The 24,059-nt window shown below is 63.1% G+C and carries 22 protein-coding genes and 1 pseudogene; 15 read left to right on the forward strand and 8 right to left on the reverse strand.

Features of this window, described 5'->3' with window-relative positions; all coding sequences use genetic code 11:
• The first annotated feature begins 43 nt into the window (after positions 1–43).
• Both JQ574_RS27945 and JQ574_RS27950 read left to right on the forward strand, forming a co-directional pair.
• Entirely contained in the window at positions 44–475 is a 432-nt protein-coding gene (locus JQ574_RS27945; RefSeq protein WP_212205383.1) for a DUF5330 domain-containing protein, read from the forward strand.
• 104 nt (positions 476–579) lie between these two features.
• On the forward strand, positions 580–1,008 hold the full coding sequence (locus JQ574_RS27950; RefSeq protein WP_212205381.1) for a SufE family protein: 429 nt from the start codon (positions 580–582) through the stop codon (positions 1,006–1,008).
• A gap of 49 nt (positions 1,009–1,057) precedes the next feature.
• Here the strand turns inward: JQ574_RS27950 and JQ574_RS27955 are convergent, their stop codons facing one another.
• Positions 1,058–1,471, reverse strand: a complete 414-nt coding sequence (locus JQ574_RS27955) for a MucR family transcriptional regulator (RefSeq protein WP_192737430.1) — start codon at positions 1,469–1,471, stop codon at positions 1,058–1,060.
• 198 nt (positions 1,472–1,669) lie between these two features.
• Positions 1,670–2,545: a DUF308 domain-containing protein gene (locus JQ574_RS27960; RefSeq protein WP_312014676.1), complete on the reverse strand. Its 876-nt coding sequence runs from the start codon at positions 2,543–2,545 to the stop codon at positions 1,670–1,672.
• A gap of 379 nt (positions 2,546–2,924) precedes the next feature.
• Between JQ574_RS27960 and JQ574_RS27965 the strand changes: the two genes are divergently transcribed.
• The 3 genes from JQ574_RS27965 (at position 2,925) to JQ574_RS27975 (ending at position 6,488) form a co-directional block, all read left to right on the forward strand.
• A complete protein-coding gene (locus tag JQ574_RS27965) occupies positions 2,925–4,574 on the forward strand; it encodes a glycosyltransferase family 39 protein (RefSeq protein ID WP_212205370.1) in 1,650 nt (549 codons plus the stop codon).
• 111 nt (positions 4,575–4,685) lie between these two features.
• Complete coding sequence (locus tag JQ574_RS27970; protein WP_212205368.1) at positions 4,686–5,465, forward strand: class II aldolase/adducin family protein; 780 nt, start codon at positions 4,686–4,688, stop codon at positions 5,463–5,465.
• A gap of 39 nt (positions 5,466–5,504) precedes the next feature.
• Positions 5,505–6,488: an NAD(P)-dependent oxidoreductase gene (locus JQ574_RS27975; RefSeq protein WP_212205366.1), complete on the forward strand. Its 984-nt coding sequence runs from the start codon at positions 5,505–5,507 to the stop codon at positions 6,486–6,488.
• A gap of 171 nt (positions 6,489–6,659) precedes the next feature.
• Here JQ574_RS27975 and JQ574_RS27980 read toward each other — a convergent pair.
• The 5 genes and pseudogenes from JQ574_RS27980 to JQ574_RS28000 form a co-directional block, all read right to left on the reverse strand.
• Positions 6,660–8,140 (reverse strand): annotated as a pseudogene (locus tag JQ574_RS27980) (aldehyde dehydrogenase).
• Positions 8,141–8,163: 23 nt separating this feature from the next.
• Complete coding sequence (locus JQ574_RS27985) at positions 8,164–9,567, reverse strand: M20/M25/M40 family metallo-hydrolase (protein ID WP_212205364.1); 1,404 nt, start codon at positions 9,565–9,567, stop codon at positions 8,164–8,166.
• The gene (locus JQ574_RS27990; protein ID WP_212205916.1) at positions 9,567–10,844 is read right to left on the reverse strand and encodes a glycosyltransferase family 87 protein; all 1,278 of its coding nucleotides are present in this window, start codon (positions 10,842–10,844) and stop codon (positions 9,567–9,569) included. The genes JQ574_RS27985 and JQ574_RS27990 overlap by 1 nt, the downstream gene beginning before the upstream one ends.
• 182 nt (positions 10,845–11,026) lie before the next feature.
• The gene (locus JQ574_RS27995) at positions 11,027–12,580 is read right to left on the reverse strand and encodes a glycosyltransferase family 39 protein (protein WP_212384092.1); all 1,554 of its coding nucleotides are present in this window, start codon (positions 12,578–12,580) and stop codon (positions 11,027–11,029) included.
• Positions 12,581–12,612: 32 nt separating this feature from the next.
• Positions 12,613–14,238: a helicase HerA-like domain-containing protein gene (locus tag JQ574_RS28000; protein ID WP_212205352.1), complete on the reverse strand. Its 1,626-nt coding sequence runs from the start codon at positions 14,236–14,238 to the stop codon at positions 12,613–12,615.
• A 340-nt stretch (positions 14,239–14,578) separates the two neighbouring features.
• Between JQ574_RS28000 and JQ574_RS28005 the strand changes: the two genes are divergently transcribed.
• The 8 genes from JQ574_RS28005 to scpA all read left to right on the forward strand — a co-directional run bounded on the left by JQ574_RS28005 (position 14,579) and on the right by scpA (position 21,842).
• Positions 14,579–14,944 carry a DUF2267 domain-containing protein gene (locus JQ574_RS28005; RefSeq protein WP_212205350.1) on the forward strand — a complete coding sequence of 122 codons (366 nt, stop codon included), beginning with the start codon at positions 14,579–14,581 and terminating at the stop codon, positions 14,942–14,944.
• A 42-nt stretch (positions 14,945–14,986) separates the two neighbouring features.
• Complete coding sequence (locus tag JQ574_RS28010; protein ID WP_212205348.1) at positions 14,987–15,394, forward strand: DUF4332 domain-containing protein; 408 nt, start codon at positions 14,987–14,989, stop codon at positions 15,392–15,394.
• Between the two features lie 74 nt (positions 15,395–15,468).
• Positions 15,469–16,329 (forward strand): dihydropteroate synthase, encoded by an 861-nt coding sequence (gene folP / locus JQ574_RS28015; protein WP_212205346.1) that lies wholly within the window; start codon positions 15,469–15,471, stop codon positions 16,327–16,329.
• On the forward strand, positions 16,326–16,697 hold the full coding sequence (folB, locus tag JQ574_RS28020; RefSeq protein ID WP_212205344.1) for a dihydroneopterin aldolase: 372 nt from the start codon (positions 16,326–16,328) through the stop codon (positions 16,695–16,697). Before folP ends, folB begins: the two co-directional genes overlap by 4 nt.
• A gap of 1 nt (position 16,698) precedes the next feature.
• Entirely contained in the window at positions 16,699–17,196 is a 498-nt protein-coding gene (gene folK / locus JQ574_RS28025) for a 2-amino-4-hydroxy-6-hydroxymethyldihydropteridine diphosphokinase (protein ID WP_212205342.1), read from the forward strand.
• Between the two features lie 111 nt (positions 17,197–17,307).
• On the forward strand, positions 17,308–19,173 hold the full coding sequence (locus JQ574_RS28030) for a methylmalonyl-CoA mutase family protein (RefSeq protein WP_212205340.1): 1,866 nt from the start codon (positions 17,308–17,310) through the stop codon (positions 19,171–19,173).
• A gap of 2 nt (positions 19,174–19,175) precedes the next feature.
• Positions 19,176–19,640, forward strand: coding sequence for a GFA family protein (locus JQ574_RS28035; RefSeq protein ID WP_212205338.1), 465 nt, complete (start codon positions 19,176–19,178; stop codon positions 19,638–19,640).
• Between the two features lie 45 nt (positions 19,641–19,685).
• Positions 19,686–21,842, forward strand: a complete 2,157-nt coding sequence (gene scpA / locus JQ574_RS28040) for a methylmalonyl-CoA mutase (protein ID WP_212205336.1) — start codon at positions 19,686–19,688, stop codon at positions 21,840–21,842.
• Between the two features lie 2 nt (positions 21,843–21,844).
• On the opposite strand, the gene JQ574_RS28045 is transcribed toward scpA, so the two are convergent.
• Entirely contained in the window at positions 21,845–22,315 is a 471-nt protein-coding gene (locus JQ574_RS28045) for an SRPBCC family protein (protein ID WP_212205334.1), read from the reverse strand.
• 217 nt (positions 22,316–22,532) lie between these two features.
• Here JQ574_RS28045 and JQ574_RS28050 point away from each other — a divergent pair, with 217 nt between their 5' ends.
• Positions 22,533–23,525, forward strand: coding sequence for a tripartite tricarboxylate transporter substrate binding protein (locus tag JQ574_RS28050; protein WP_212205332.1), 993 nt, complete (start codon positions 22,533–22,535; stop codon positions 23,523–23,525).
• A 46-nt stretch (positions 23,526–23,571) separates the two neighbouring features.
• Positions 23,572–24,057: a tripartite tricarboxylate transporter TctB family protein gene (locus JQ574_RS28055; protein ID WP_212205330.1), complete on the forward strand. Its 486-nt coding sequence runs from the start codon at positions 23,572–23,574 to the stop codon at positions 24,055–24,057.
• The last annotated feature ends 2 nt before the right edge of the window (positions 24,058–24,059 follow it).

The following is a 24,059-nucleotide window of genomic DNA, read 5'->3' on the forward strand; positions in this document are numbered from 1 at the left end:
ACATAACCGCAACAAGACCAAAAGAAACGACCGGGGTCGCGAGATGTTCTTTCTGCTTCGCATGGTGTTCTGGCTCGGACTGGTGCTCGTGCTGCTGCCCAGAGAAAAGACGCCTGAATCGGACAAGCTGCCGCAGATCGGCGCCTCCGAAGCCGTGTCGGCTGCGACCGCGGCCGTCTCCGACATGGGGCAGTTCTGCAAGCGCCAGCCCACGGCCTGTGAAGTCGGCGGCCAGGCCGCGACCGTGATCGGCCAGCGCGCTCAGGACGGCGCGCGCAAGCTGTATCAGATCATCACCGACAAGCCCGACAAGCCCGACAAGTCCGATAAACCCGACAAGAAAGCCCCCGATCACACCGGCTCGATCGACGGCGCGGGCGACGACGAAGCCACGCCGGCGGCCACCGCGCGGGGCGACACGCTCACGCAAGACGATCTCGTAACCGAGTGGCGCGGCACGACGTCTATGCATTGAAGGATTAAATGGCGGAAAAATAGGCCCGGAACCGGTTCCATTTTCGTCGCTTTCGCTCCACCCGCATCCTATATAGACGGTGGGAGCATGGAACACGGGCCACGATGACGATCGACGAGATCAGGGAAAATTTTGAGCTGCTGGACGAGTGGGACGACCGCTACCGGTACGTCATCGAACTCGGCCGCACACTGGCGCCGATGCCGGACGCCGAGCATTCAGCGGCCAACAAGGTCAACGGCTGCGCCAGCCAGGTCTGGCTCTCGAAGCAGCTCGACCGCAGCGGCAACAGCGAACCGCGCCTGAATTACCTCGGCGACAGCGACGCCCACATCGTGCGCGGCCTGATCGCTATCCTGCTGACGCTCTATTCCGGGCACACGCCGCAACAGATCCTGTCGACGGATGCGATTGCCCTGTTCGACGAACTCGGATTTCGCGAGCATCTGACGCCGCAGCGCTCCAACGGTCTGCGCTCGATGGTCGAGCGCATCCGCTCCGATGCGCGCGAGGCGCTTGCCACGGCTTCCTGACGCGTTTTCTTAACGCGACCCGGTATCCACTTCGCTCGAAAACGCTTTGCTATTTCCGCTTCCGCGCCTGCTGGCCGAGGCCCATTTTCTTGGCGAGCTGCGAACGGGCCACCGCATAATTCGGCGCGACCATCGGATAGTCGGGCGGAAGGCCCCATTTGTCGCGATATTGCTCCGGCGTCATGTTGTATTGCGTGCGCAGATGGCGCTTCAGCGACTTGAAGCGTTTGCCGTCCTCGAGACAGATCAGATACTCCGGGGTCATCGATTTCTTGACGGACACGGCCGGCTTTGCCGGTTCGAGCGGCGTCTCGATCCGGCCGGTCGATACCCGCAGCAGGGCGGCGTGAACCTGGCTGATCAGGCTCGGGATTTCAGAAGCCTGCGTCGGATTGTTGCTGAGATAGGCCGATACGATATTGGCGGTCAGTTCGACGGGCGTCTTGCCGGCGGAATCGGTCATGGCTCAACCTTCCTGGGAATCGCAATCGCGATCCTGGGATCGCGAACGCGCGAGCGCGTAGGGTGCTGAAAGTATCCGGCCGCGCCTATACGCAAAGGGAATTTATTACGACTTGCGAATATGACCGAATTACCCGGAATCTGACAAGAACAACGGCGTTTTATTTTCACGCCGGCTTGCCGGCCAAGTATTGGCGCTTCAGGGCCGCTGATCGAGGTGCGTGCGCAGCTCGTCGATGGAAGCAAAGCGCATCATGCCCTCGGGCATCTGGGCCTCGATTGATCCGTCCGAATAGAGCGAATAGGCCATGCCGTCGACGACGCCCGATTTCAGCACCGTTACGGCCGGCTGTTGGTCATTGCGCGGCGGGACGCCGTTTGGTTCGTCAAATGCGGGGGGTGTCCGGCCCGCGCGACGCGGCGGGGTCTCACCAGGCCGCGATCGCTCCGGTTTCGGCCAGGCATCATCGAACGATGGCGGTTGCGCTTCGGCGGGAACTGGCGGCGGCGGCGCGGCTGGCGGATTGGGGCGAAGGTCCGGCGACAACAGATCCGGCGGCAGCGGCTCGCTGGTCCTTGCCTGCGCGCGCTCGCGCTCCTTTCGCGACGTCGACGAAAACAACAGATTGCGCTTTGGCTTCGGCGCAGCCTCGGCGGGCTCGGATTCCGGCGGCAGATCGCCACGCGGGCGCTCGCGCGTGGCGACCTCACCCTGCCATGGCGGCGGAGACGGCGAGGCGGCAGCAGGTGCGGCGGGCTCGCTGCCGGCACTCTCGGCGGTCTCCAGCTTGAACGGAAGGCCGTCGCCTGAACCAGCCTCCGGTGACATACCCGGTGGAAGCACCGGCCGTACCGTGGCCTCGCCGCGCGGCTGGGATACGCTCGCACCGAGCTGCCGCCCGATGTTCCTCAGTTCCCGCACCGCCACCCAGAGCCCGAGCATGATCGCGCCCGTGCAAAACCCGGTCACGCCGGAGAGGATCAGCGTGTTGCCGGTGCTGAATTCGTTGATCGTGATCCCGTAGCCAATCGCCAGCAGGCCCGCCAAAACAAGGCCGGTACCCGCGACCAACATGCCAACCATCATCGAACTAACCCCCCGGCTGCGCCCGAAATGCTCGCAAACCGCCTATGCCACGATACCGTCATAATGTGCGCACCGCCAACCAGCAATTCTGCACAGAGTTCCTCAAAAAACGGTTCCTCAAAAATCCCGGCGGCGGAAACCTTCCCTCTGCAAAATTCAGGCGCCGATCGCGGCATTCAGCTGCCATTCAGACGCCTCCCGTAAATCTACTGCCTACTAATTACCGCCAATTTGTTGCATTGCATCAGGGAATTAGACCACAATTCCCGATTACTTGAAAATGGAACTGCGCTATATGGATGCCGGGGAAAAGAGGCTCAAAAGCGCAAACGCTGGGCCAAAGGGGACACCGGGTTAGCCAATAGCCATGTCAGCCATCACGACATCTGCCGTCGATACGCCCGAGCGGCGCTCGATGGAGCGGACTTGGGACGACCTAGCCATGGTCGTGCTGGCCGCTGTCACCCTGGTCGCAGGTTTGACCTTCCGTGATTACGGACTGGGCTGGGACGATTACACCCACGCCGAATATGCCGAGCTGTTGCTGCGCATGTACGGTTCCGGTTTCAAGGATATCGGCGCGCTGTCGTTCGCCAATCTCTACATGTATGGCGGCGGCTTCGACATGGCGGCGGCACTGCTGCACAAGATCATCCCGCTCGAACTGTTCGAAACACGCCGCCTGCTCGGCGCCGTCGTCGGTGTCATCGGACTTGCCGTGACGTGGCGGCTGGCGCGGCGGGTCGGCGGTCCGCTGGCCGGGCTCGCGACGCTGTTGCTGCTGGCGCTGTGCCCGACTTTCTATGGCCACATGTTCATGAACCCGAAGGACGCACCATTCGCGGTCTCGATGGTGATCCTGATCCTGGGTCTGGTCCGCCTCGCCGAGGAATATCCGCAGCCTTCGCCGCGAACCATCCTGATCGTCGGCCTGGGTGCCGGCCTTGCGATCGGTTGCCGGATCCTCGGCGGCCTGGCGTTGGTCTATGCCGTCGTCGGTTTCATTCCCTTGTTGATCGAGGAATATCGCACGCAGGGGCTGCGCGAAGCCGTGCATCGCTTTGGTCATGTGGTCTACGTGCTGCTGCCGGGCCTCGTGTTCGGCTACCTGCTGATGGGCCTGGTGTGGCCGTGGGCAATCATGGAGCCGGACCATCCTTTCAAGGCTCTGACCTATTTCTCGCATTTCTTCGAAAAGCCCTGGAAGGAAATGTTCGACGGCGCCCTGGTATCGGTGCCGGACATGCCGTGGTCGTATCTGCCGACGCTGTTCGCGCTGCAGCTCCCCGAAGTACTGCTGGCGCTGTTGTTCGCCGGCATCATCGGCACCTTCATGTCTCTGTCGCGCACCGACGTGCCGGCCCGCCGCAAGACCATTATGCTGATCCTCACGATGGCGGCGACGCTGCCGCTGGTGATCGCGATGGTGAAGCGGCCCGCGCTCTACAACGGCATCCGGCATTTCGTGTTCGTGATCCCGCCAATGGCGGTGCTGGCCGGCGTCGCCTTCGGCCGGGGCATGACCTGGCTGAAGGAAAACCGCCGCAGCTGGCAACCCGCAGCCCTTGCGGCGTTCGCATTCGGGCTGTTGCTGCCGCTCAGCGAAATGATCCGCCTGCATCCTTACGAATACACCCACTTCAACCACATCGCCGGCACTGTCCGCTCCGCCGACAATTTCTTCATGCTGGATTATTGGGGCCTGGCGCTGAAGCAGGCTTCCGACGGCCTGCGCGAGGAACTGGTCGAGCGGCAGGAAGTCGCGCCGAGCGGGCGCAAGTGGAAGGTTGCGGTGTGCGGCCCGCAACGTCCGGCGCAGGTCGCGCTCGGTCCGGATTTCACCATCGGCTGGGACAGCAACGCCGCCGACTTCGCGATGACGCTGGGCGAATTCTATTGCAAGGGTCTCACCGCACCGGTGATGGTGGAAATCAAGCGCGACGACGTCGTGTTCGCGCGCGTCTACGACATCCGCGGCCGCGCCATTTCCTCCCTGCTGGCCATTCCGGCGCCGTAGCCCTTATCAAGCGCACAAAGGCATAACAGCCAGCCCTGGCCGCGCCTTGCTGTGGTGCGGGCGCAGGGCTAGCTTGCGCAACAAATCAGCAACACACGGGAGAAACCGGTCATGTCGCCAGCCGAAGCTCGCCCCAAGGAAGTACCGTCCGGGATGACCGATGCCGAGTGGAACCAGCGCGTCGATCTCGCCGCCGCCTATCGCCTGGTCGCACTGTATGGCTGGGACGATCTCGTCGACACCCACATTTCCGCGCGGGTACCCGGTCCGGAGCATCACTTCCTGATCAATCCTTACGGCCTGATGTTCGACGAGATCACAGCTTCCAGCCTTGTGAAGGTCGACCTCAACGGCCACCAGCTCACCCAGAGCGACTACAGCATCAACCCGGCCGGCTTCACCATCCATTCGGCGATCCATGAGGTGCGCGAGGACGCCGGCTGCGTGCTGCATCTGCACACGCCCGACGGCACGGCGGTGGCGAGCTGCATGGAAGGGCTGCTGCCGATGAACCAGACCGCGCAACTGGTCACCCATGACCTCGCCTATCACGACTACGAAGGCATTGCGCTGGACCATGACGAGCGCCCGCGGCTGCAAAAGGAGCTCGGCAACAAGAACCACATGCTGCTGCGCAATCACGGCACGCTCACCGTCGGCCGCTCGGTCGCCTCCGCGTTCGAGCGCATGTACCATCTGGAGCGGGCCTGCACGATGCAGGTGCGCACCCGCATGCTCGGGCCGACCGCCTACCCGGTCGAAGCGGCCGTGGTCGACAAGAACGCCGCATTGTTCAGCAATCCCGACCGTGCGGAAATGCGCTCGACCAACCTGGTGTGGCCGCCGCTGCTGCGCAAGCTCGATCGCATCGACCCGAGCTACCGGACCTGACGCCCGCACGCGGGTGAACAGTGCGAAAGGCCTGGCGAAGTGACTATTCTGGTGACCGGCAGTTCCGGACATCTCGGCGAGGCACTGGTCCGTACCCTGCAGGCTGAGCGGCGTGAAGTCCTCGGCATCGACGTTCTTCCCGGCGCGTTCACGCAGCTCGTGGGCTCGATCACGGACCGCGGCGTTGTGCGACAATGCATGAAGGGCGTCACGGCCGTGCTGCACGCAGCGACGCTGCACAAGCCGCATGTGGCGACCCACAGCCGTCAGGACTTTGTCGACGTCAACATCACAGGCACGCTCAATCTGCTTGAGGAAGCCACGGCTGCGGGCGTCACGGCGTTCGTCTATACCAGCACCACGAGCGTGTTCGGTGACGCGCTGGTGCCGCCACCGGGCGAGCCCGCGGCCTGGGTGACGGAAGACGTCATCCCGGTGCCGAAAAACATCTACGGCGTCACCAAGGCGGCCGCCGAGGACCTGTGCCAGCTGTTTGCCCGCAACCATTCACTTGGCGCCATCGTCCTGCGCACCTCGCGTTTCTTTCCCGAGGAAGACGACAACCGCTCCGTCCGCGAGGGCTATGCCGACGCCAACCTCAAGGCCAACGAATTTCTCCATCGCCGCGTCGATCTCGAGGACGTGGTCAGCGCGCATCTGCTGGCCCTCAGCCACGCGCCATCAGCAGGTTTCGCGAAATACATCATCAGCGCCACGACGCCGTTCTCGCGCAATGATACCGCGGACTTGCGCAGCGATTTGCCGCTTGTGCTGCGCCGTTACGTGCCCGGCTTTGAGGCGGCATATGCACGGCGCGGCTGGACGATGGCGTCCGGCATCGACCGGGTTTACGTCAACGCCAAAGCGCGCGCTGAACTCGGCTGGCAACCGCGCCATGATTTCCACACCCTGCTGGCGCGGCTGCAAACCGGTGACGACATCCGCAGCCCGCTCGCGCGGCAGGTCGGCAGCAAGGGCTATCACGACCGCGTCTTCCACGACGGGCCCTATCCGCTGGAGTGAGGGGTCACGCCGACATTCGCCCGGGTTATCGGAATTGAAAATCTTGGGAATTGCGTGTAAGGTGTTTTCCAACGACCTCTGCACTATCGAATCAAAACGCCGCCCAATTCCGGGCGGCGTTTTTGTTTTGGCGAGCCCGTCACACAATCGTGGCCGTAGACCGCGCCTCGTTCAACGCATGACAAATGGATTGGCTGGCGCGCCCTTTGCCGTCGATATCCAAACGCTCTTGGTTTCCAGATATTCTCCCACCGCGTGAATGCCACTCTCGCGGCCGAGACCCGAATACTTCATCCCGCCGAACGGCATCATGTAACTGATCGCCCGGTAAGTATTCACCCAAACGGTGCCGGCACGCAGAAGCTTTGGTACCCGCACCGCGCGTCCCAGATCCTGAGTCCATATGCCGGCGGCAAGACCGTAGATCGTGTCGTTCGCAATGCGGATCGCGTCTTCCTCAGTGTCGAAGCCGATGATCGAGAGCACCGGCCCGAACACTTCCTCCCGCGCAATCCGCATGGAATTGTCGACGTCGGTGAAGATGGTCGGTTCAACGAACTGGCCGCCCTTGATGCCGGCGCCCGAGGCGGGCTTTCCGCCGAGCAGACAGCGGGCACCCTCCGCTTTCGCTACGTCAATGTAATCGAGCACCTTCTTGTATTGGGCTGGGGTGGTGATGGGACCAATATTGGTATCCGATTGCATCGGATCGCCGATCTTGGCGGACCTTGCGAGCTCCAGCAAACGCTCCACGAACTTGTCCTTGATCGAATTCTGAACAAGGAGGCGCGATCCCGCAATACAGGTCTGCCCTGTCGCCGCAAAAATGCCGGAGACCGCGCCCGAGGCAGCGGCGGTCAGATCGGCATCCTCGAAGACAATGTTGGGTGATTTCCCGCCGAGTTCGAGCGAAACTCGCTTCAAGCTGCGCGCAGCGGTCTCGTACACCTTCGCGCCGGTCGCGTCCGAACCGGTGAAGGTAATCTTGGCGACGCCAGGATGTGAGATCAGCTCCGTTCCGACCTCGGGGCCAAAGCCCGTCACCACGTTGAAGATACCATCTGGAATGCCGGCCTCCTTCGTGAGCGCGGCGAATTCCAGCGTGCTGGCGGACGTGAACTCCGACGGCTTGACGATGACGGCACAGCCCGCGGCAAGGGCCGCGGCGCACTTCCAGGCGACAAAGAGAAGCGGCGAATTCCAGGCCGTCAGCGCCGCGACGACACCGACCGGCTCGCGCGTCGTGTAGGCGAAGGTGTCCGGCTTATCGATCGGCACAAGGCCGCCTTCGAGCTTGTCGACGAGTCCGCCGAAATAGCACCACCATTCCGGATGGTACCGAAGCTGGCCAAGCATCTCCGCCAAGAGCTTGCCGTTGTCACGCACCTCGATCTCCGCGAGGCGTTCGGCATTTTCAGCCACGAGGTCGCCAAGCTTCCGCATCGCCTTTCCGCGTGCGGACGCCGTCATCGTCGACCAGGGGCCGCGCCACATCGCGTCGTTGGCGGCTTTACCGCCTTGTCGACATCGGCCTTGTTGCCGCGAGGGATCTTCGCCCAAGGCGCGCCGCGGTAGGGGTCGATCGACTCGAACCACTCACCACCGACAGGATTCGCGTACTCGCCGCCAATGAAATGCTGGTAGGTCTTCATCTGACCCTCCTATTTATGGAACGTTATGTCCCCGCTTCCGCGAACGCCGCCAGGATCCGCGCCCATGAGCGGATGCCTTTGTGGAAACTCTTGAGGTCGTACTTCTCGTTCGGCGAATGGATGTTGTCGTCGTCGAGGCCGAAGCCGACCAGGACGGTATCGAGGCCGAGCGTGCGCTTGAAGTCCGCGACGATCGGGATCGAGGCGCCGGAGCCGATCAGCAGCGCTTCCTTGCCCCATTCGTCGGTCAGGGCGCGCTTGGCGGCGGCCAGCGGCTTCATGTTCCAGTCGAGCGCGATCGCCGGCGCGTTGGAGTGATCGATGAATTCGGCCTTGCAATCGCCGGGCAGCCGCGCCGTCACATAATCGCGGAAGGCCTTGCGGATCTTGTCCGGGTTCTGTCCCTCCACCAGGCGGAACGAAATTTTTGCGGAGGCTTCCGCCGCGATCACGGTCTTGGAGCCCTCGCCGGTGTAGCCGCCGACGATGCCGTTGATGTCGCAGGTCGGGCGCGAGGACACCTGTTCGATCAGGAGGCGGTCCTTTTCGCCGGCCGGGATCGAAAGGCCGATCGGCTTCAGGAATGATTCCGGCGTCAGATTGAGATTCTTCCATTGCGCGAGGATGTCCGGCGGCAGGTCCTTCACGCCGTCGTAGAAGCCGGGAATGGTGATGCGGCCGTTGTCGTCGAACAGGCCGCCGAGAATTTTGGTCAGCACCCGGATCGGGTTCTGCGCACCGCCGCCGAAGATGCCGGAATGCAGATCGCGGTTGGCGGCCTTGATCTTGACCTCGTCATAGACGAGCCCGCGCAATGACGTCGTGATCGCCGGCGTATTCTGGTCCCACATGCCGGTGTCGCAGACCAGCGCGAAGTCCGCTTTCAGGTCAGCCTTGTTGTGTTCGAGGAACGGCACGAAGTTTTTTGAGCCGACCTCTTCCTCGCCCTCGATCACGATGGTGACGTCGACCGGCAGCGATCCGGTCACCGATTTCCACGCGCGGCAGGCTTCGACGAAGGTCATCAGCTGTCCCTTGTCGTCCTCCGCCCCGCGCGCAACGATGATCTTGCGGCCGTCGGCATGGTCGGTCACGACCGGCTCGAACGGCGGGCGGTGCCACAGGTTCAAGGGGTCGACCGGCTGCACATCATAATGCCCGTAGAACAGCACGTGCGGCCGCCCGCCCTTGCCGCCATTCATCTTGGCGACGATCGCAGGATGCCCCGCCGTCGGCCGCACCTCCGCCGCAAAACCGAGCGTCGCGATGTCCTTGGCCAGGTGATCGGCGGCCGCCTTGCAATCGCCGGCAAAGGCGGGATCGGCCGAGATCGACTTGATCCGCAGCAGCGCAAACAGCCGTTCGAGGCTGTTGTCGAAATCGGCATCGATGCGGTCGAGGACCGGCTGAAGCTGTGCGTTGGCCATCACGGTTTCCCCTTGGCTGTGGGCATTGTTGTTGCGTCGATTTGTAGCCCGCTTGTGGACCGAGGCAAAGTGGCGGAAGCGTCCGCATTCGGCGGGTGCAGCATGTGCCAGACCAGCCCCGCCACCAGCAGCGCGGTCGAGGCCAGATTGTTCCCGTAAGCCTGCAGGTCGGTCGGAAAGATCGGCAGCGACAGACACAAGAGCAAGCCTGCGACGGCCAGAAGCGTCCAGGTGCCGGCCTTCACCGCAGGCCGCGGGTCATACGCGGCGCGATGGATGAGAACTGTCATCGGGAAGAACAGCCACATGAAATAGTACTGACGGGCCAGCGGTGAGGCGACCGTCATCAGGCAGAACAGGATGCCGAGTTCCTCGGCGTCGGAGCGTTCGGTGCGACGCGACGCCGGCGGCATCACCGCAATGTAACCGAGCCCGATCGCCAGCGAGACCGCCAGCACGATCCAGTTCGCCGTCTTGAAGTCGAGGTTGGCGATATTCATGGTGCGAACCGGTTTGGCCGGATCTTCCTGATTGTGGTTCACCGGCCGCGCCAGGCGGTGTGTCACCGCGATGATGGACTGATTGACCCACGACCAGTTCTGCTCGTCACGCTGGCCGAACCCCTTTTCCGAGCTCGATCCCACCATGCCCTGATACCAGGTCTTCAATTCGGCAACGTTGTGCTGGAAGCCGCGGAACGGCGCCGGCAGCACGAACAGAAACACGATCAGGAAGACCAGCATGCTGGCGGCGGCCGCCCACTGCCTGCGCCAGACCAGATAGGGGAACACCGCCACCGGAAACACCTTGATCGCGGTGGCGAGCGCAAACATGCTTCCCGCCATCCATCCGCGCTGATCGCGCAGCAGCCAGAATCCGTACAGCATCAGTGCCAGCAGCACGAGGTTGGGCTGCCCGAGGTCGAACATGTCGAACACGAAGGTAACCGTGACAATGCCCGGCAGCGCTTCCAGCCAAGGACCGGGCTTTTGACCCGACCCCGCCATCGCGTGCGAATACTGCCCCGTCATCCACCACGCGACGATGTTGAGGAACGACAGGCACAGATAAAGCGGGATCTTGCCGAAGTAGCTCGGAATCGCCAACAGCAGCGCCGACAGCGGCGGATAGATGAAGTCGAGGGTCCCTCGCGTCACCCGCAGGTAAAGATCGCCACCGTGAAGCACCTGCTGGCCCGCCCAATACCAGAGCGCGTAGTCCTTCGTCTTGCCGTTGCCCCAGATTTCGGGAACCAGAACGTCTGCGGTCAAGGCGATGCAGACAACGATAAAGAGGACATCCAGCGGACGTCGCAAAGATGGCCATCTAAGCACGGGGATTACTCACTTTCACGGAGGGAGACGGTGCACGGCGGCTGCATTCAGTAGCAACCAGGTTCACGTGCGGACCAGTCGATGCGAGGCTTACTTGCACAATCTGGGACGTCAGTTCGGGACGATCATGGCTCTTGCTTACCCCTGATCTCGAAAATCCTGGTAAGCAGACCCTTGTTCAGTGTGGCGTGGGCAATGGCCGCAAAATCGGGTTTTTGCGCGATGATCTCAGCGACCTCCGAACCCCTCAGGATCGCAAAGGCGGGCGGCTTCAGGTTGGCTATATCCGTGAGCCCTACCATGCGAATAGGTGCGGCAACATATGCCAGCGTGTTCAAATCGGCACTGGTGGTGACATAGAGCGTACCCTGCATCGCCTCCCTGACCGCGGCTATGGTCTGCGCCGACGTCTTCGACTGACTAAACGCGATCGGAGCGGCCGGGATAACAATCCAGCCGAGAACGATCAAGGCGGTTGATATCCCGGTTACAACCGTGTTGCTGACGGCAATCAACCAGGGTCGCGTGGCCCACCACCGGTCGAACAGGATCCCTCCCACTACGGCGAGCGCCAAATTGGCAGGCATCGCATAGCGCGTCGCCACACCCCCGGGCCAGATCAGCAGCAGCATGGACGCGACCGTCGCATAAAGCACGGCAGCAAGCATGAGATCGCGCTCTCGACCGAAGGCGTTCCGTGCGAGGGCGACGATTGCCGGAAACAGCAGCACAGAACCCGGCAACCATTCCACCAGGAAAAGGCTGAGGACAAAATCCAGGTGATCCCTCACCCATTGCATCAGCGTCATTCCCTCGGACAAACGCGAATGGAGGATCCAGCCCTTTACGTCGCCTGGAATCATGACCATCCAATACCAGCTCCCAACGGTCAGCCCGGCCATTGCGTTGGCGAAGACAAAACCCGGAATATCGCTCCAACGCCGCTTCACCAGCAGGTACGCACCAACGCCCAGCGCAAAATAGGTAATGGGCTGGGGACCCTTGGCGAGGCCCGCCGCCGCCAGCAGAACACCGATGGCGAGCCACCGGAAAATTGACGTGGATCCGCTGGAAACGCCCTTCCACCACAAGAAGAAACCGCCGAACAGCAGCACCGACAAGGTAACATCAGGCTCGGCAGTGACAAACTTCTGACTGACTATCGGACACGCAAACCAGCAGAGCGCGCCAAACACCGCAGGCGCCTTGCGGGTGTGCGGCAACACCAGATGGAACACCATCAACCCGCCGGCGAGCAGAAACAGCAAATGCGGTATGCGCGCCGACCAAACCGAAACGCCACCCGAGAGCTTGCCGATTGCCGCGGCAATCCACGACAGCAGAACCGGACGCTCGATATACCGAACGCCGTACAGATGGGGCGTAAGCCATTGCCCGTCCTCGACGGCGCCTCGCGCGAGTCCGATGACCGTTCCCTCTTCGAAATGGGTGCCCCGCAGCGAGACCGCCGGAAAGGCCATGAGCGCCCAAAGCAACACGACCCAAACCCAGCCTGGAATATTGGCGCCGCGGACGTACGCGACCTGACTCAAGAACCACGTCCATACGTATTCCGTGACGGCCGTCGAGCCGTCAGCCTGGTTCGCCCTTCGCTCCATCCAGTCCCCTAACCGGCAATCAATCGCGTCGCCGAAGCCATCAATCCGGCGGCCGTGCAAAATTGCGTTTCGGCGTCCCGTGAGCCCCAGACTTATCGGCGCAGCAATCCGCCAAGTGCGCCGCGCACAATTGAGCGGCCGATCGAACTGCCAAGCGAGCCGCCGACCGATTTGCCGAGATCGGCGACAACACCACCGATCACCTTGTTAGTGACGGATCGCGTGACATCCCGCGCAATGACCTGGCCGGTCGACAACCGGCCGCGCTTGTTGTTGGTGCCGAAGATGGTGCCGACGATCCCGCCGATCTGTCCGAGGATTCCACCGCCACCACCGCCGTCATCCGATCCATCCGCCGGCGCGGCCGTTCCTGCCATGCGCTTCAGCAGCATCTCATAAGCGGAGTCAGCATCGACCGCAGTGTCGTATTTGCCCTTCACCGGGCTCTTGTTCATGAGCGCCTTGCGTTCCTCCGGCGTGATCGGGCCGATCCGTCCCGTCGGCGGCCGGATCATCACCCGCTCGACCATCGTCGGCGTGCCGCCGCCTTCGAGGAACGACACCAGCGCCTCGCCCTTGGCGAGCTCCATGATCACCCGTGCGGTGTCGAGCTTCGGATTGGGCCGGAACGTCTGCGCCGCAGCCGCCACCGCCTTCTGGTCGCGCGGCGTGAACGCGCGCAACGCGTGCTGCACGCGGTTGCCCAATTGCGCGAGCACCTTGTCCGGCACGTCGATCGGATTTTGCGTGACGAAATAAACACCGACGCCCTTGGAGCGGATCAGCCGCACCACCTGCTCGATCTTGTCCATCAGCGCCTTCGGCGCATCGGTGAACAACAGATGCGCCTCGTCGAAGAAGAACACCAGTTTCGGCTTCGGCAGGTCGCCGGCCTCAGGCAATTCCTCGAACAGTTCCGACAGCATCCACAACAGGAAGGTTGAGTAGAGTCGCGGGCTCTGCATCAGCTTGTCCGCGACGAGGATATTGACCATGCCGCGGCCATCGCTGTCGGTCTTCATGAAATCCTTCAGCGTCAGCGCCGGTTCGCCGAAGAATTTCGCTGCGCCCTGGTTCTCCAGCACCAGCAGCTGGCGCTGAATCGTGCCGACCGTCGCCTTTGAGACGTTGCCGAAGCCCTGCGCGGCCTTGCGGATCGGCGCCAACGGGTCTTCTTCCGCATCGGCAGCCTTCTTGCCGCCAGCCGGTACGATGGCATCGAGCAGCGCGCGGAGATCCTTCAGATCGATCAGCGTCAGTCCGTTCTCATCCGCGACACGGAACGCAACATTGAGGACGCCCTCCTGGACGTCGTTCAAATCGAGCATCCGGGACAGCAGCAACGGTCCCATTTCCGTTACGGTGGCCCGGACCGGATGGCCCTGCTCGCCAAACACGTCCCAGAATACGGTCGAGAACTGATCGGGCTGGAAGTTGAGCCCCATTTCGCCCGCGCGCTTCAGGATAAAGTCCTTGGCTTCGCCGACTTCGGAGATCCCGGACAGGTCACCCTTGATATCGGCTGCGAAAACCGGAACACCGGCGCGGGCAAACCCTTCCGCCATCACCTGCAGCGACACGGTCTTGCCGGTCCCGGTCGCGCCGGTAACGAGGCCGTGCCGATTAGCGAGTGCGAGCGTCAGCCACGCTGTCTGCTCGCCCTTGCCGATGAAAATCTTCTCATTGGTATCGGCTGTCTTGTTGTCGGGGGTCGCCATCACATCGCCTCTTCGCGCGCATCGGGAAAGTTTGGTCGCCAAGCAATGCCATCATATCGCATCCTGCCGGTCGATTGAAACCGTCCATGGACAAGGACATAGCCCGGGCCTTGCACACCCTGCCTCATACTTTTCTCTAACTCCGGTAGAAATACGTGGGCCGCAGTGCGGTAACATGGCGTGAATCCCGCATTCACTCTTGCATTGCTGCAACACTCGACGAGCGATCTAGGACGAAATCGCCTTCGCGCGCGCGGATCGCTTGTATTTCAGGTCGCAGACGCTCAAGATAAATTCACAAGGTACGACCCGGTAACAAACCGGCTGAGGGCGGGGCAATATGGACGAATTGATTGGACAGCTGGCCAGCAAGGCCGGCATCGATAGCGTTGTCGCTGAAAAAACCATCGGCATCGTTCTGGGTTTTCTCCGTAACGAGGGGCCTTCCGACAAGGTTCAGGCTCTGATCGATCAAATTCCAGGCGCCGAGGCTGCGATCGCGGCCTCGAACAGCAGCAGCGGGCTCTCCAGGTTGATGGGCGGCGGGCTGATGGCGCTCGGCACCAAGCTGATGGCGCTTGGTCTGGGCATGAACGAGATTCAGAACGTGGCGCGTGAACTTTTCAAGTTCGGCCGCGACAAAATCGGAGCGGACAAAATGGGCGAAATCATTTCGGGGACACCGGGGCTAAGCCAGTTCGCTTGAATCGCCCCCTTCGGCCGCGCACATTCTCTTGCATCGAGTATCATGACATATCCCCTATCCGAGATCGAAGGCTTGACCGCCTATTCTGCCTCGAAACTCAAATCGCTTGGCATTCGCACGACCGAAGCGCTGCTTGAAGCCGCCCGCACCGTCAAAGGACGCAAGGCGCTCGCCGCGAAGACCGGGATCAGTGAACAGCAACTGCTCGAATGGGCCAATTTCTCCGACTACATGCGGATTCCCGGGATGGGCAAGGCGAAGGTAGGGCTGGTGCGCGCTGCCGGCGTGCCGACGGTTCGCGAACTCGCGCTGCGTAACCCGGCGCGGCTCGCCCAGAACATGAAAGACGTCAATACCAAGCGTAGGCTGGTCCGCGTCATGCCCTCGGAGAAGTCGGTCGAGCAACTGATCGCCCAGGCGCGCAAGCTTCAGCCGAAAATCAGCTACTAAAAGTCGGCCAACCGACATACGCTGGCGGGGTCCCGCGTCTTGACTCGCTGGCGCGGACCGCGCAAAGCGACCGCATGATCGCAACCATGTCCAGACCCGCCACCGCGGCCGGCCCGGCCGGTCATTTTGACCTGACGGCGCTGTTGTCACGGCCCTGCCCGGCCGTGATGGGCGTGCTGAACGTGACCCCCGACTCATTTTCCGATGGCGGACAGTTCGCTGCCCCCGAAAGCGCGCTTGCGCAAGCCCGCCGGATGGTCGCCGAAGGTGCCGACATCATCGACATCGGTGCGGAATCGACCCGACCCTACGGATCAGAACCGATCTCGGTAGAAGAAGAGTTGAAGCGATTGCAATCGGTGCTACCGGAGGTTGTTTCGCTTGGGGTTCCCGTCTCGATCGACAGCATGAAGTCGGCCGTCGTCGCCTGGGCGCTCGACCATGGCGCCGTCATCGCCAACGATGTCTGGGGGCTGCAGCGCGATGCCGGCATGGCCGGCCTGATCGCGGCGCGCCAAGTGCCCGTCGTCATCATGCACAACCGCGACAGCGCCGATCCCGCCATCGACATCATGAAGGATATCGTCTCCTTCTTCGCGCGATCGCTAGACATCGCCGCGAAGGCCGGTATTTCGTCCGGCAAGCTCGTGCTCGACCCCGGCATCGGCTTTGGCAAGACACCGGAACAGAGCATGACGGCCCTGGCGCGGCTGCATGAGCTGCAATCCTTCGGCCTGCCGCTGCTGGTCGGGGCCTCGCGCAAGCGCTTCATCAGCGTGGTGACGCCGTCGGAACCGCATCAGCGCCTTGGCGGCTCGATTGCCGCCCATCTGATTGCGGCGAAGGGTGGCGCGCGCATCATCCGCGCCCATGATGTTGCGGAAACCGTTCAAGCGCTGCGCGTCGCAACCGCCATTGGGGAACTGCAGAGATGACCGATACGATCTTCATCACCGGCGTCGTCATCCATGCCCGCCATGGCGTGATGGAACACGAGACCGAAGTCGGCCAGCGCTTCGTGATCGATCTCGAACTTTCCGTCGACCTGTCGGAATCCTCGCGCACCGATCGCCTGTCCGACACCGTGTCCTATTCCAACGTGGTCGCGACCGCGACGGCGGCGTTCAAGAACACCAATTACAAACTGCTGGAACGTGCGGCCGGCGCCGTGGCCGATGCCATCCTGGCCGCGTTTCCGCGCATCAACGCGGTCGAGGTCACCGTCCACAAGCCGCACGCGCCGATCGCCGCGATCTTCGACGATGTCGGCGTGGTCTTGATGCGCACACGGCAGTCGCCCTGACATGGCTGATGTGCTGATCGCGCTCGGCGGCAATGTCGGCGACGTACGCGCGACATTCCGCAAAGCCATCTCCAACATCTGCGGCATGACGCAGGCGGCATTGCTGGCGCGGTCGTCGGATTACGCCACGCCGCCCTGGGGCAACGAAGCGCAGGCGCCCTTCATCAACGCCTGCATCGAAATCGACACCAGTCTCGATCCGCATGCGCTGCTGTTCACGCTGCACAAGATCGAGAAGAAATTCGGCCGCGACCGCGCCAACGAACAGCATTGGGGCCCGCGCACCCTCGACCTCGACCTGATCGCCTATGACGACGTCAGGATCGACAAGCCGGAGCTGACGCTACCGCATCCCCGGCTGTTCGAGCGCGCCTTCGTGCTGGCGCCGCTCGCCGAGATCGTGCCCGACCGTATCATCGCGGGACGCCGTGTCAGGGACGCGCTGACGGGGCTTTCGACCGACGGTATTTTGCGACTACCCGACCTCGACCAGCCCTGACCAGGCCCCGGGTGGCCTAAAACAACCGTTTGGCTTGGCGGCCGCCCCGTGGCAATTTCCGGCCAAATCAAGAGGCTACCCAAGGAAACTATTCAAGGAACCACTTTCTCGATGACCACGACCACTGACGAGCTGCGATTGGCCGCGGATTTTGCCCCCGCGCATTACGATGACTGGCGCAAGCTGGTCGACGGGGTGCTGAAGGGCGCGCCGTTCGAAAAACTGGTCGGCAAGACATCCGATGGATTGAAGATCGATCCGATCTACCCGCGCGCGCAAGGCGCCGCCCCGGTCGCAGGTCGCCCTGCGGCCGCGCCCTGGCAGATCATGCAGCGGGCCGATCATCCCGACGCCAAGGCGGCCAACGCGCAGGCGCTGCACGACCTCGAAAATGGCGCGACCGGGCTCACCCTCGTGTTCGCCGGCGCCAATGGTGCTTACGGCTTCGGGCTGGATCCTTCGCCGGAGGCTGTGGCGCAGATCCTCGACGGCATCTATCTCGATGCCGGCATCGGCGTTGAGCTTCAGATCGGCCCGCAGTCGCGGATGGCGGCCATCCATGTCGCGGAATATATCAAGGGCAAGGGGCTCGATCCTGCGTCCTGCGATATCCGTTTCGGGCTCGACCCGCTCGGCGCCGGCGCGGTGTGGGGATCCAGCCCCTATAGCTGGTCCGAGATCGTGCCCGCGGTCACCAGCGCCATCAAAGGCCTTGCCGCGCTCGGCTTCAAAGGTCCGCTGGCGGCTGCCGACGGGCGCGTGATCCACGATGCCGGCGGATCGGAAGTTCAAGAGCTGGCGTTTGTGCTAGCCGCAGGCGTCGCCTATCTGCGCGCGATCGAAACCGCCGGCATCCCGCTCGAAGACGCGCAGGGCATGGTCTATGCGCGGCTTTCCGCCGACGCAGATCAGTTCCTGACGCTGGCGAAATTCCGCGCCATCAGGCTGTTGTGGGCGCGGGTCGAACAGGCCTGCGGCCTCACGCCCAAACCATTGTTCGTCGCGGCCGATACCGCCTGGCGCATGCTGACGCAGCGCGACCCGTACGTGAACATGCTGCGGGCGACGATGGCAACCTTCTCCGCCGGCCTCGGCGGCGCCAACGCCATCACCGTGCTACCGCATACGCTGGCGCTGGGCTTGCCCGATCCGTTCGCGCGCCGCGCCGCGCGCAACACGCAGCTGGTGCTGCTGGAAGAATCCAACCTCGCCAAGGTGTCCGATCCCGCCGCCGGCTCCGGCGGCATCGAAACGCTGACAAGACAGCTTTGCGAAGCGGCGTGGTCGTTATTCCAGGAGATCGAAAAGGCCGGCGGCCTGTTCGCCGCGCTCGAGCAGAACCTGATCCAGCGCAAGGTCGCTGCAACGCGCGCCGTGCGCGAGGCCAACATCGCCAAGCGCCGCGACGTACTGACCGGAGCCAGCGAATTTCCGAACCTGCACGAGGCGGAGACCGCGGTGCTGGATGCAACGCCGATTGCGCTGGCGCCCTATGGCGAAGCCAGGTTCAAATTCGATGCGCTGCCGCCGATGCGGCTGGCCGCACCGTTCGAAGTGTTGCGCGACAAATCGGACGATATGCTCAAGAACGGCGGCGCACGGCCAAAAATATTCCTCGCCAATCTCGGCACCCCGGCCGATTTCACCGCGCGGGCGACATTTGCAAAAAGCTTCTTCGAGACCGGCGGCATCGAGGCCATCGATACGCAGGGCTTTGCCGATCCGGCGACGCTTGCCGCCGCATTCAAGGCCTCCGGCGCCGACGTGGCGTGCCTTTGTTCCTCCGACAAGGTCTATGCCGCCCACGCGCTAGCGGCCGCACAGGCCCTTCAAGCCGCCGGTGCAAGGCATATCTATCTGGCAGGCCGGCCCGGCGAGCAGGAAGCAGCACTACGGGCCGCCGGCGTCGGCGACTTCATTTTTGCCGGCGGCGATGCGCTCGCAATGTTGCAGGACGCCTGGAAGCGAATGGAGTGAGCATGGCATCGGAGAGAAAAGCTGTTTTGAGCGGCGGCTGCCAGTGCGGCGCCGTGCGTTTTGCGGTTTATGCGGGCCCGGTGAAAATCGGATTGTGCCACTGCCGCATGTGCCAGAAGGCCGTGGGCGGCCCTTTCATTTCGCTCGCCGAAGTCAAGCACGGCGACTTTGCGTGGACCCGCGGCAAGCCGGCAAGCTTTCGCTCGTCGACGATTGCCGAGCGCGACTTCTGCGCGGCCTGCGGGACGCCCCTCAGCTATCGAGCCATCGACGCCGACGTTATTGAGCTGACCACCGGCAGCTTCGACCGGCCGGACCTCGTGGTTCCAACCTACGCCTCGGGAACCGAGTCCCATTTGGCCTGGGTCGGCAGGATCGGCGATCTGCCCGGCAAAAGCACGCGAGAGGGTATCGGCAGCGAAGTGCTCAGCCGTATCGTCAGCCACCAGCATCCGGACCGCGATTGAGGGGTAGCGTCCCCCGACGCTTCACAAGTGCTATATTGGTAACCCATGACCCGCATACCGAACTTCGCGAATATCGCTTTTGAATCCACCGCCGCAGCGCAGCCTAGCGGCGGCGCCGAGCCGTGGCTGACGCCCGAGGGCATCCTCGTCAAGCCCGCCTACAGCGAGGCCGATCTCGAAGGCATCGACTTCCTCGAGACCTGGCCCGGCATTGCGCCCTATCTGCGCGGCCCCTACCCGACCATGTATGTCAACCAGCCCTGGACCATCAGGCAATATGCCGGGTTCTCAACGGCGGAAGATTCCAACGCGTTCTACCGCCGCAACCTCGCGGCCGGACAAAAGGGCCTTTCGGTCGCATTCGATCTGGCGACGCACCGCGGTTATGACAGCGATCATCCGCGCGTCTCCGGCGACGTCGGCATGGCCGGCGTGGCGATCGATTCGATCTATGATATGCGCACGCTGTTTGCCGGCATCCCGCTCGACCAGATGAGCGTGTCGATGACCATGAACGGCGCGGTGCTGCCGATCCTGGCGCTGTTCGTTGCTGCCGCCGAGGAACAGGGCGTGCCGCCGGAGAAGCTGTCGGGCACCATTCAGAACGACATTCTGAAAGAGTTCATGGTGCGCAACACCTACATCTATCCGCCCGCGCCCTCGATGCGGATCATCTCCGACATCTTCGCTTACACCTCGCAAAAGATGCCGAAATACAATTCGATTTCGATCTCCGGCTATCACATGCAGGAAGCCGGCGCGACGCAGGACCTCGAACTCGCCTACACGCTGGCCGACGGCGTCGAATATCTCCGCGCCGGACTGGCGGCGGGCCTCGACGTCGACCGCTTTGCGCCGCGGCTGTCGTTCTTCTGGGCCATCGGCATGAACTTCTTCATGGAAGTGGCAAAGATGCGCGCGGCGCGCCTCTTGTGGGCCAAGCTGCTGACGCAGTTCAACCCGAAAGACCCGCGCTCACTGTCGCTGCGCACGCATTGCCAGACCTCGGGCTGGTCGCTGACCGCGCAGGACGTCTTCAACAATGTGATGCGCACCACCATCGAGGCGATGGCGGCAACGCAAGGCCACACGCAGTCGCTGCACACCAACGCGCTCGACGAGGCGTTGGCGCTGCCAACCGATTTCTCGGCGCGCATTGCCCGCAACACGCAATTATTCCTGCAACAGGAAAGCGGCACCAACCGCATCATCGATCCCTGGGGCGGCTCCTATTATGTCGAACGGCTAACCCGCGATCTCGCCGCCAAGGCCTGGGGCCATATCCAGGAGGTCGAGGCGCTCGGCGGCATGGCCAAGGCGATCGAGGCCGGCGTGCCCAAGCTGCGGATCGAGGAAGCTTCCGCCAAGACGCAGGCGCGGATCGACGCCGGACGGCAGGCGGTGATCGGCGTCAACAAGTTCAAGCCGGTCAACGAGGCCGCCATCGAAGTGCTGAAGGTGGAAAACTCCACCGTGCGCCGCCTGCAGATCGACAAGCTCAAGCGGCTGCGCTCCGAGCGCAGCCAGAAGGACGTGGACCAGGCCTTGGCGGCATTGACGCGCTCGGCCGGCGAAGGCAACGGCAACCTTTTGGCGCTCGCGATCGATGCGGCGCGCGCCAAGGCCACCGTCGGCGAAATCTCGGACGCGATGGAGAAGGTGTTCGGACGGCATCGCGCGGAAATCAAATCCATCACCGGCGTCTACAAGCGGGAGGCGTCCACCATGTCCAATCGGGTCGAAAAAGTGCAGGCGCTGATCGATGCGTTCGAGGATGCCGAGGGCCGTCGCCCGCGTATTCTCGTCGCCAAGATCGGCCAGGACGGCCACGACCGCGGCCAGAAGGTGATCGCGTCAGCCTTTGCCGACGTCGGCTTCGACGTCGATATCGGGCCGCTGTTTGCCACCGCCGACGAAGCCGCGCGGCAGGCGGTCGAGAACGACGTGCATATCCTCGGCGTCTCCTCGCTGGCGGCCGCCCATCTCACCGCGGTGCCGGAATTGAAGGCCGCGCTGAAGAAGCAAGGCCGCGAGGATATCATGATCATCATCGGCGGCGTGGTGCCGCCGCAGGATTACGAGGCGCTCTACAAGGCCGGCGCCGAAGCAATCTTCCCGCCGGGCACCGTGATCGCCGACGCCGCCGAAGAGCTGATCCACAAGCTCAATGCAAGGCTGGGGCACAGCGAGGCGGCGGAGTAGCCTCACCCAGCGCGGCGCTCCAATGCCCGCTCCAGCGAATGGGTCCACTCCGGTATCCAGGACTGAAACAGCGCCCGCCAGCGATCGGCATCCTGTGGCGCGGTGTCGAGCACGACGTCCCATTCAATGAAGGTCCGGTCGCCCTCGACGATTGGCGACAGGTGCATGGTTCCCTCGTAGCGCGTCGGTCCTGGCGCTTCCGGCAGAAGACCTGATGGAAACGGGAACGGTTCGATGCCGGCATAGGTCAGGCTGTGCTGCGCGTCGGAATGGCGAGCCAGGCGTTGCCGGATCCAGCTGCCGAGATAGCAGAAGCGCCTGATGGCGCCGACCTCGTCGCCGCCCTTGTCGTCCTCGATGACGCTTTCGCTCACGCCATCGATATAGGCCGGATAATTGTTGAAATCGCGGATCAGCGACCACACGGTAGCAAGCGGATAATCCAGCACGGTGCTGTAATAGGCTGTCGTCATGTTACCTCCGCAGTCGATCGCGGCTGTCCTGTGACGCCGCGTATGGACACCTATCCGCGCCTCCTGATCGCCACCACCCGATTTCCGGATGTGTCGTGATCTCCCACCGGCGATCATCCGGCATCATCGCGTAACGCCTTGCGAGCGCAGCGCAAAGCCGCCTAGAATGCCGCATCACAAGAGCGCCCGCTGTCAGGGACGCCGCAGGGAGGATTACATGACCAAAATTACGCGCCGCGCATTTGCGGCTTCAACCGCCGCAGCAGCGGCCGTCGCGGGTTTTGGATTCAAGCCGGCGCTGGCGCAGGCTTATCCGGCACGGCCGGTGACCGTGATCGTGCCATGGGGCGCCGGCGGCGGCACCGATGCGACCGCGCGTATCGTGGCGGCGCTCTTGGAGAAGGATCTCGGGCAGCCGTTCAACGTGGTCAATCGCACCGGCGGCTCCGGCGTGGTCGGCCATTCCGCCATCGCAACCGCGCCGCCCGACGGCTACACCATCGGCATGCTGACGGTGGAGATCTCGATGATGCACTGGCAGGGACTGACGGAACTGGCGCCAAAGAGCTACACGCCGCTGGCTCTGATGAACGAGGACCCGCCCGGCATCCAGGTCCCTTCAGCGTCGCCCTACAAGACCGTGAAGGAACTCGCCGACGCCATCAAGGCAGCGCCCGTCGGCAGGTTCAAAGCCTCGGGCACCGGTCAGGGTGGCATCTGGCATCTGGCGCTGGTCGGCTGGATGCAGGCGCTCGGACTTCCTGCAAATCAGGTGGCCTGGGTGCCGTCGAACGGTGCTGCGCCCGCGATGCAGGATCTCGCGGCAGGCGGTCTCGACCTGACCACCTGCTCGGTGCCGGAAGCGCGCGCGATCATCGAAGCCGGCAAGGCGCGCAGCCTCGCCATCATGGCGCCCAAGCGCAACCCGTCTTTCCCTGACGTGCCGACGCTGAAGGAGTCGATGGGCATCGACTATGCAACAGGCGCGTGGCGCGGCATTGCGGGTCCGAAGGGCCTGCCTGCGGATATCGCGACCAAGCTCACGGCTTCACTGAAGAAGGTCTACGACTCCAAGGACTTCAAGGACTTCATGAGCAATCGCGGTTTCGGAACGGTGTGGGGCGACGCGACGGAATTCGCGGCATTCATGGACAAGGGCGACGCCCAAATGGGCGAGGCGATGAAGGCGGCCGGCCTCTCCAAGGCCTGATCGATCCCACCGGTTCACTTGCTCGGAAATCCGTGGGGCTCGTTTCATGCGTCTTCCCGATCAAGTCACGGGATTGTTTCTTGTTGGCCTCGGAGCGGCGGCTGCCTATGGCGGCTGGCTGCTGCCGCCCGTGCCCGGTCAGCCCGTGGGCCCCAATATCTTTCCGCTGGTGATCGGATCGGGTCTCGCGCTTTGCGGGCTTGCGATCGCTCTCGGCATCGGCCGTACCTTCGAAGAGGAAGAAGAGATTGTTCCGCTCGAGGCTGGTCAAGCGCGGCCGCCCACCGGCAGGCTTTACGGCCTGCGCGCTCTGTTACCGCCGGCACTCCTGTTGTTCTACGTGGCGGTCGCAGACCGATTGGGTTTCATCATCACGGCCGCGCTGATCGTGTTCGTGACGTCGAGCGCGCTCGGCGCGCGCTGGAAACTTTCGCTGCCGCTCGCGGTGATGGCACCGATTTTCATCCATCTGATTTTCAGCAAGCTGCTGCGCGTGCCGCTCCCGGCCGGGCTGTTGCCGATGCCGTGGTGACC

Origin of the sequence: Bradyrhizobium sp. AUGA SZCCT0158, assembly GCF_018130065.1 — a bacterium.
Taxonomy (GTDB): Bacteria; Pseudomonadota; Alphaproteobacteria; order Rhizobiales; family Xanthobacteraceae; genus Bradyrhizobium.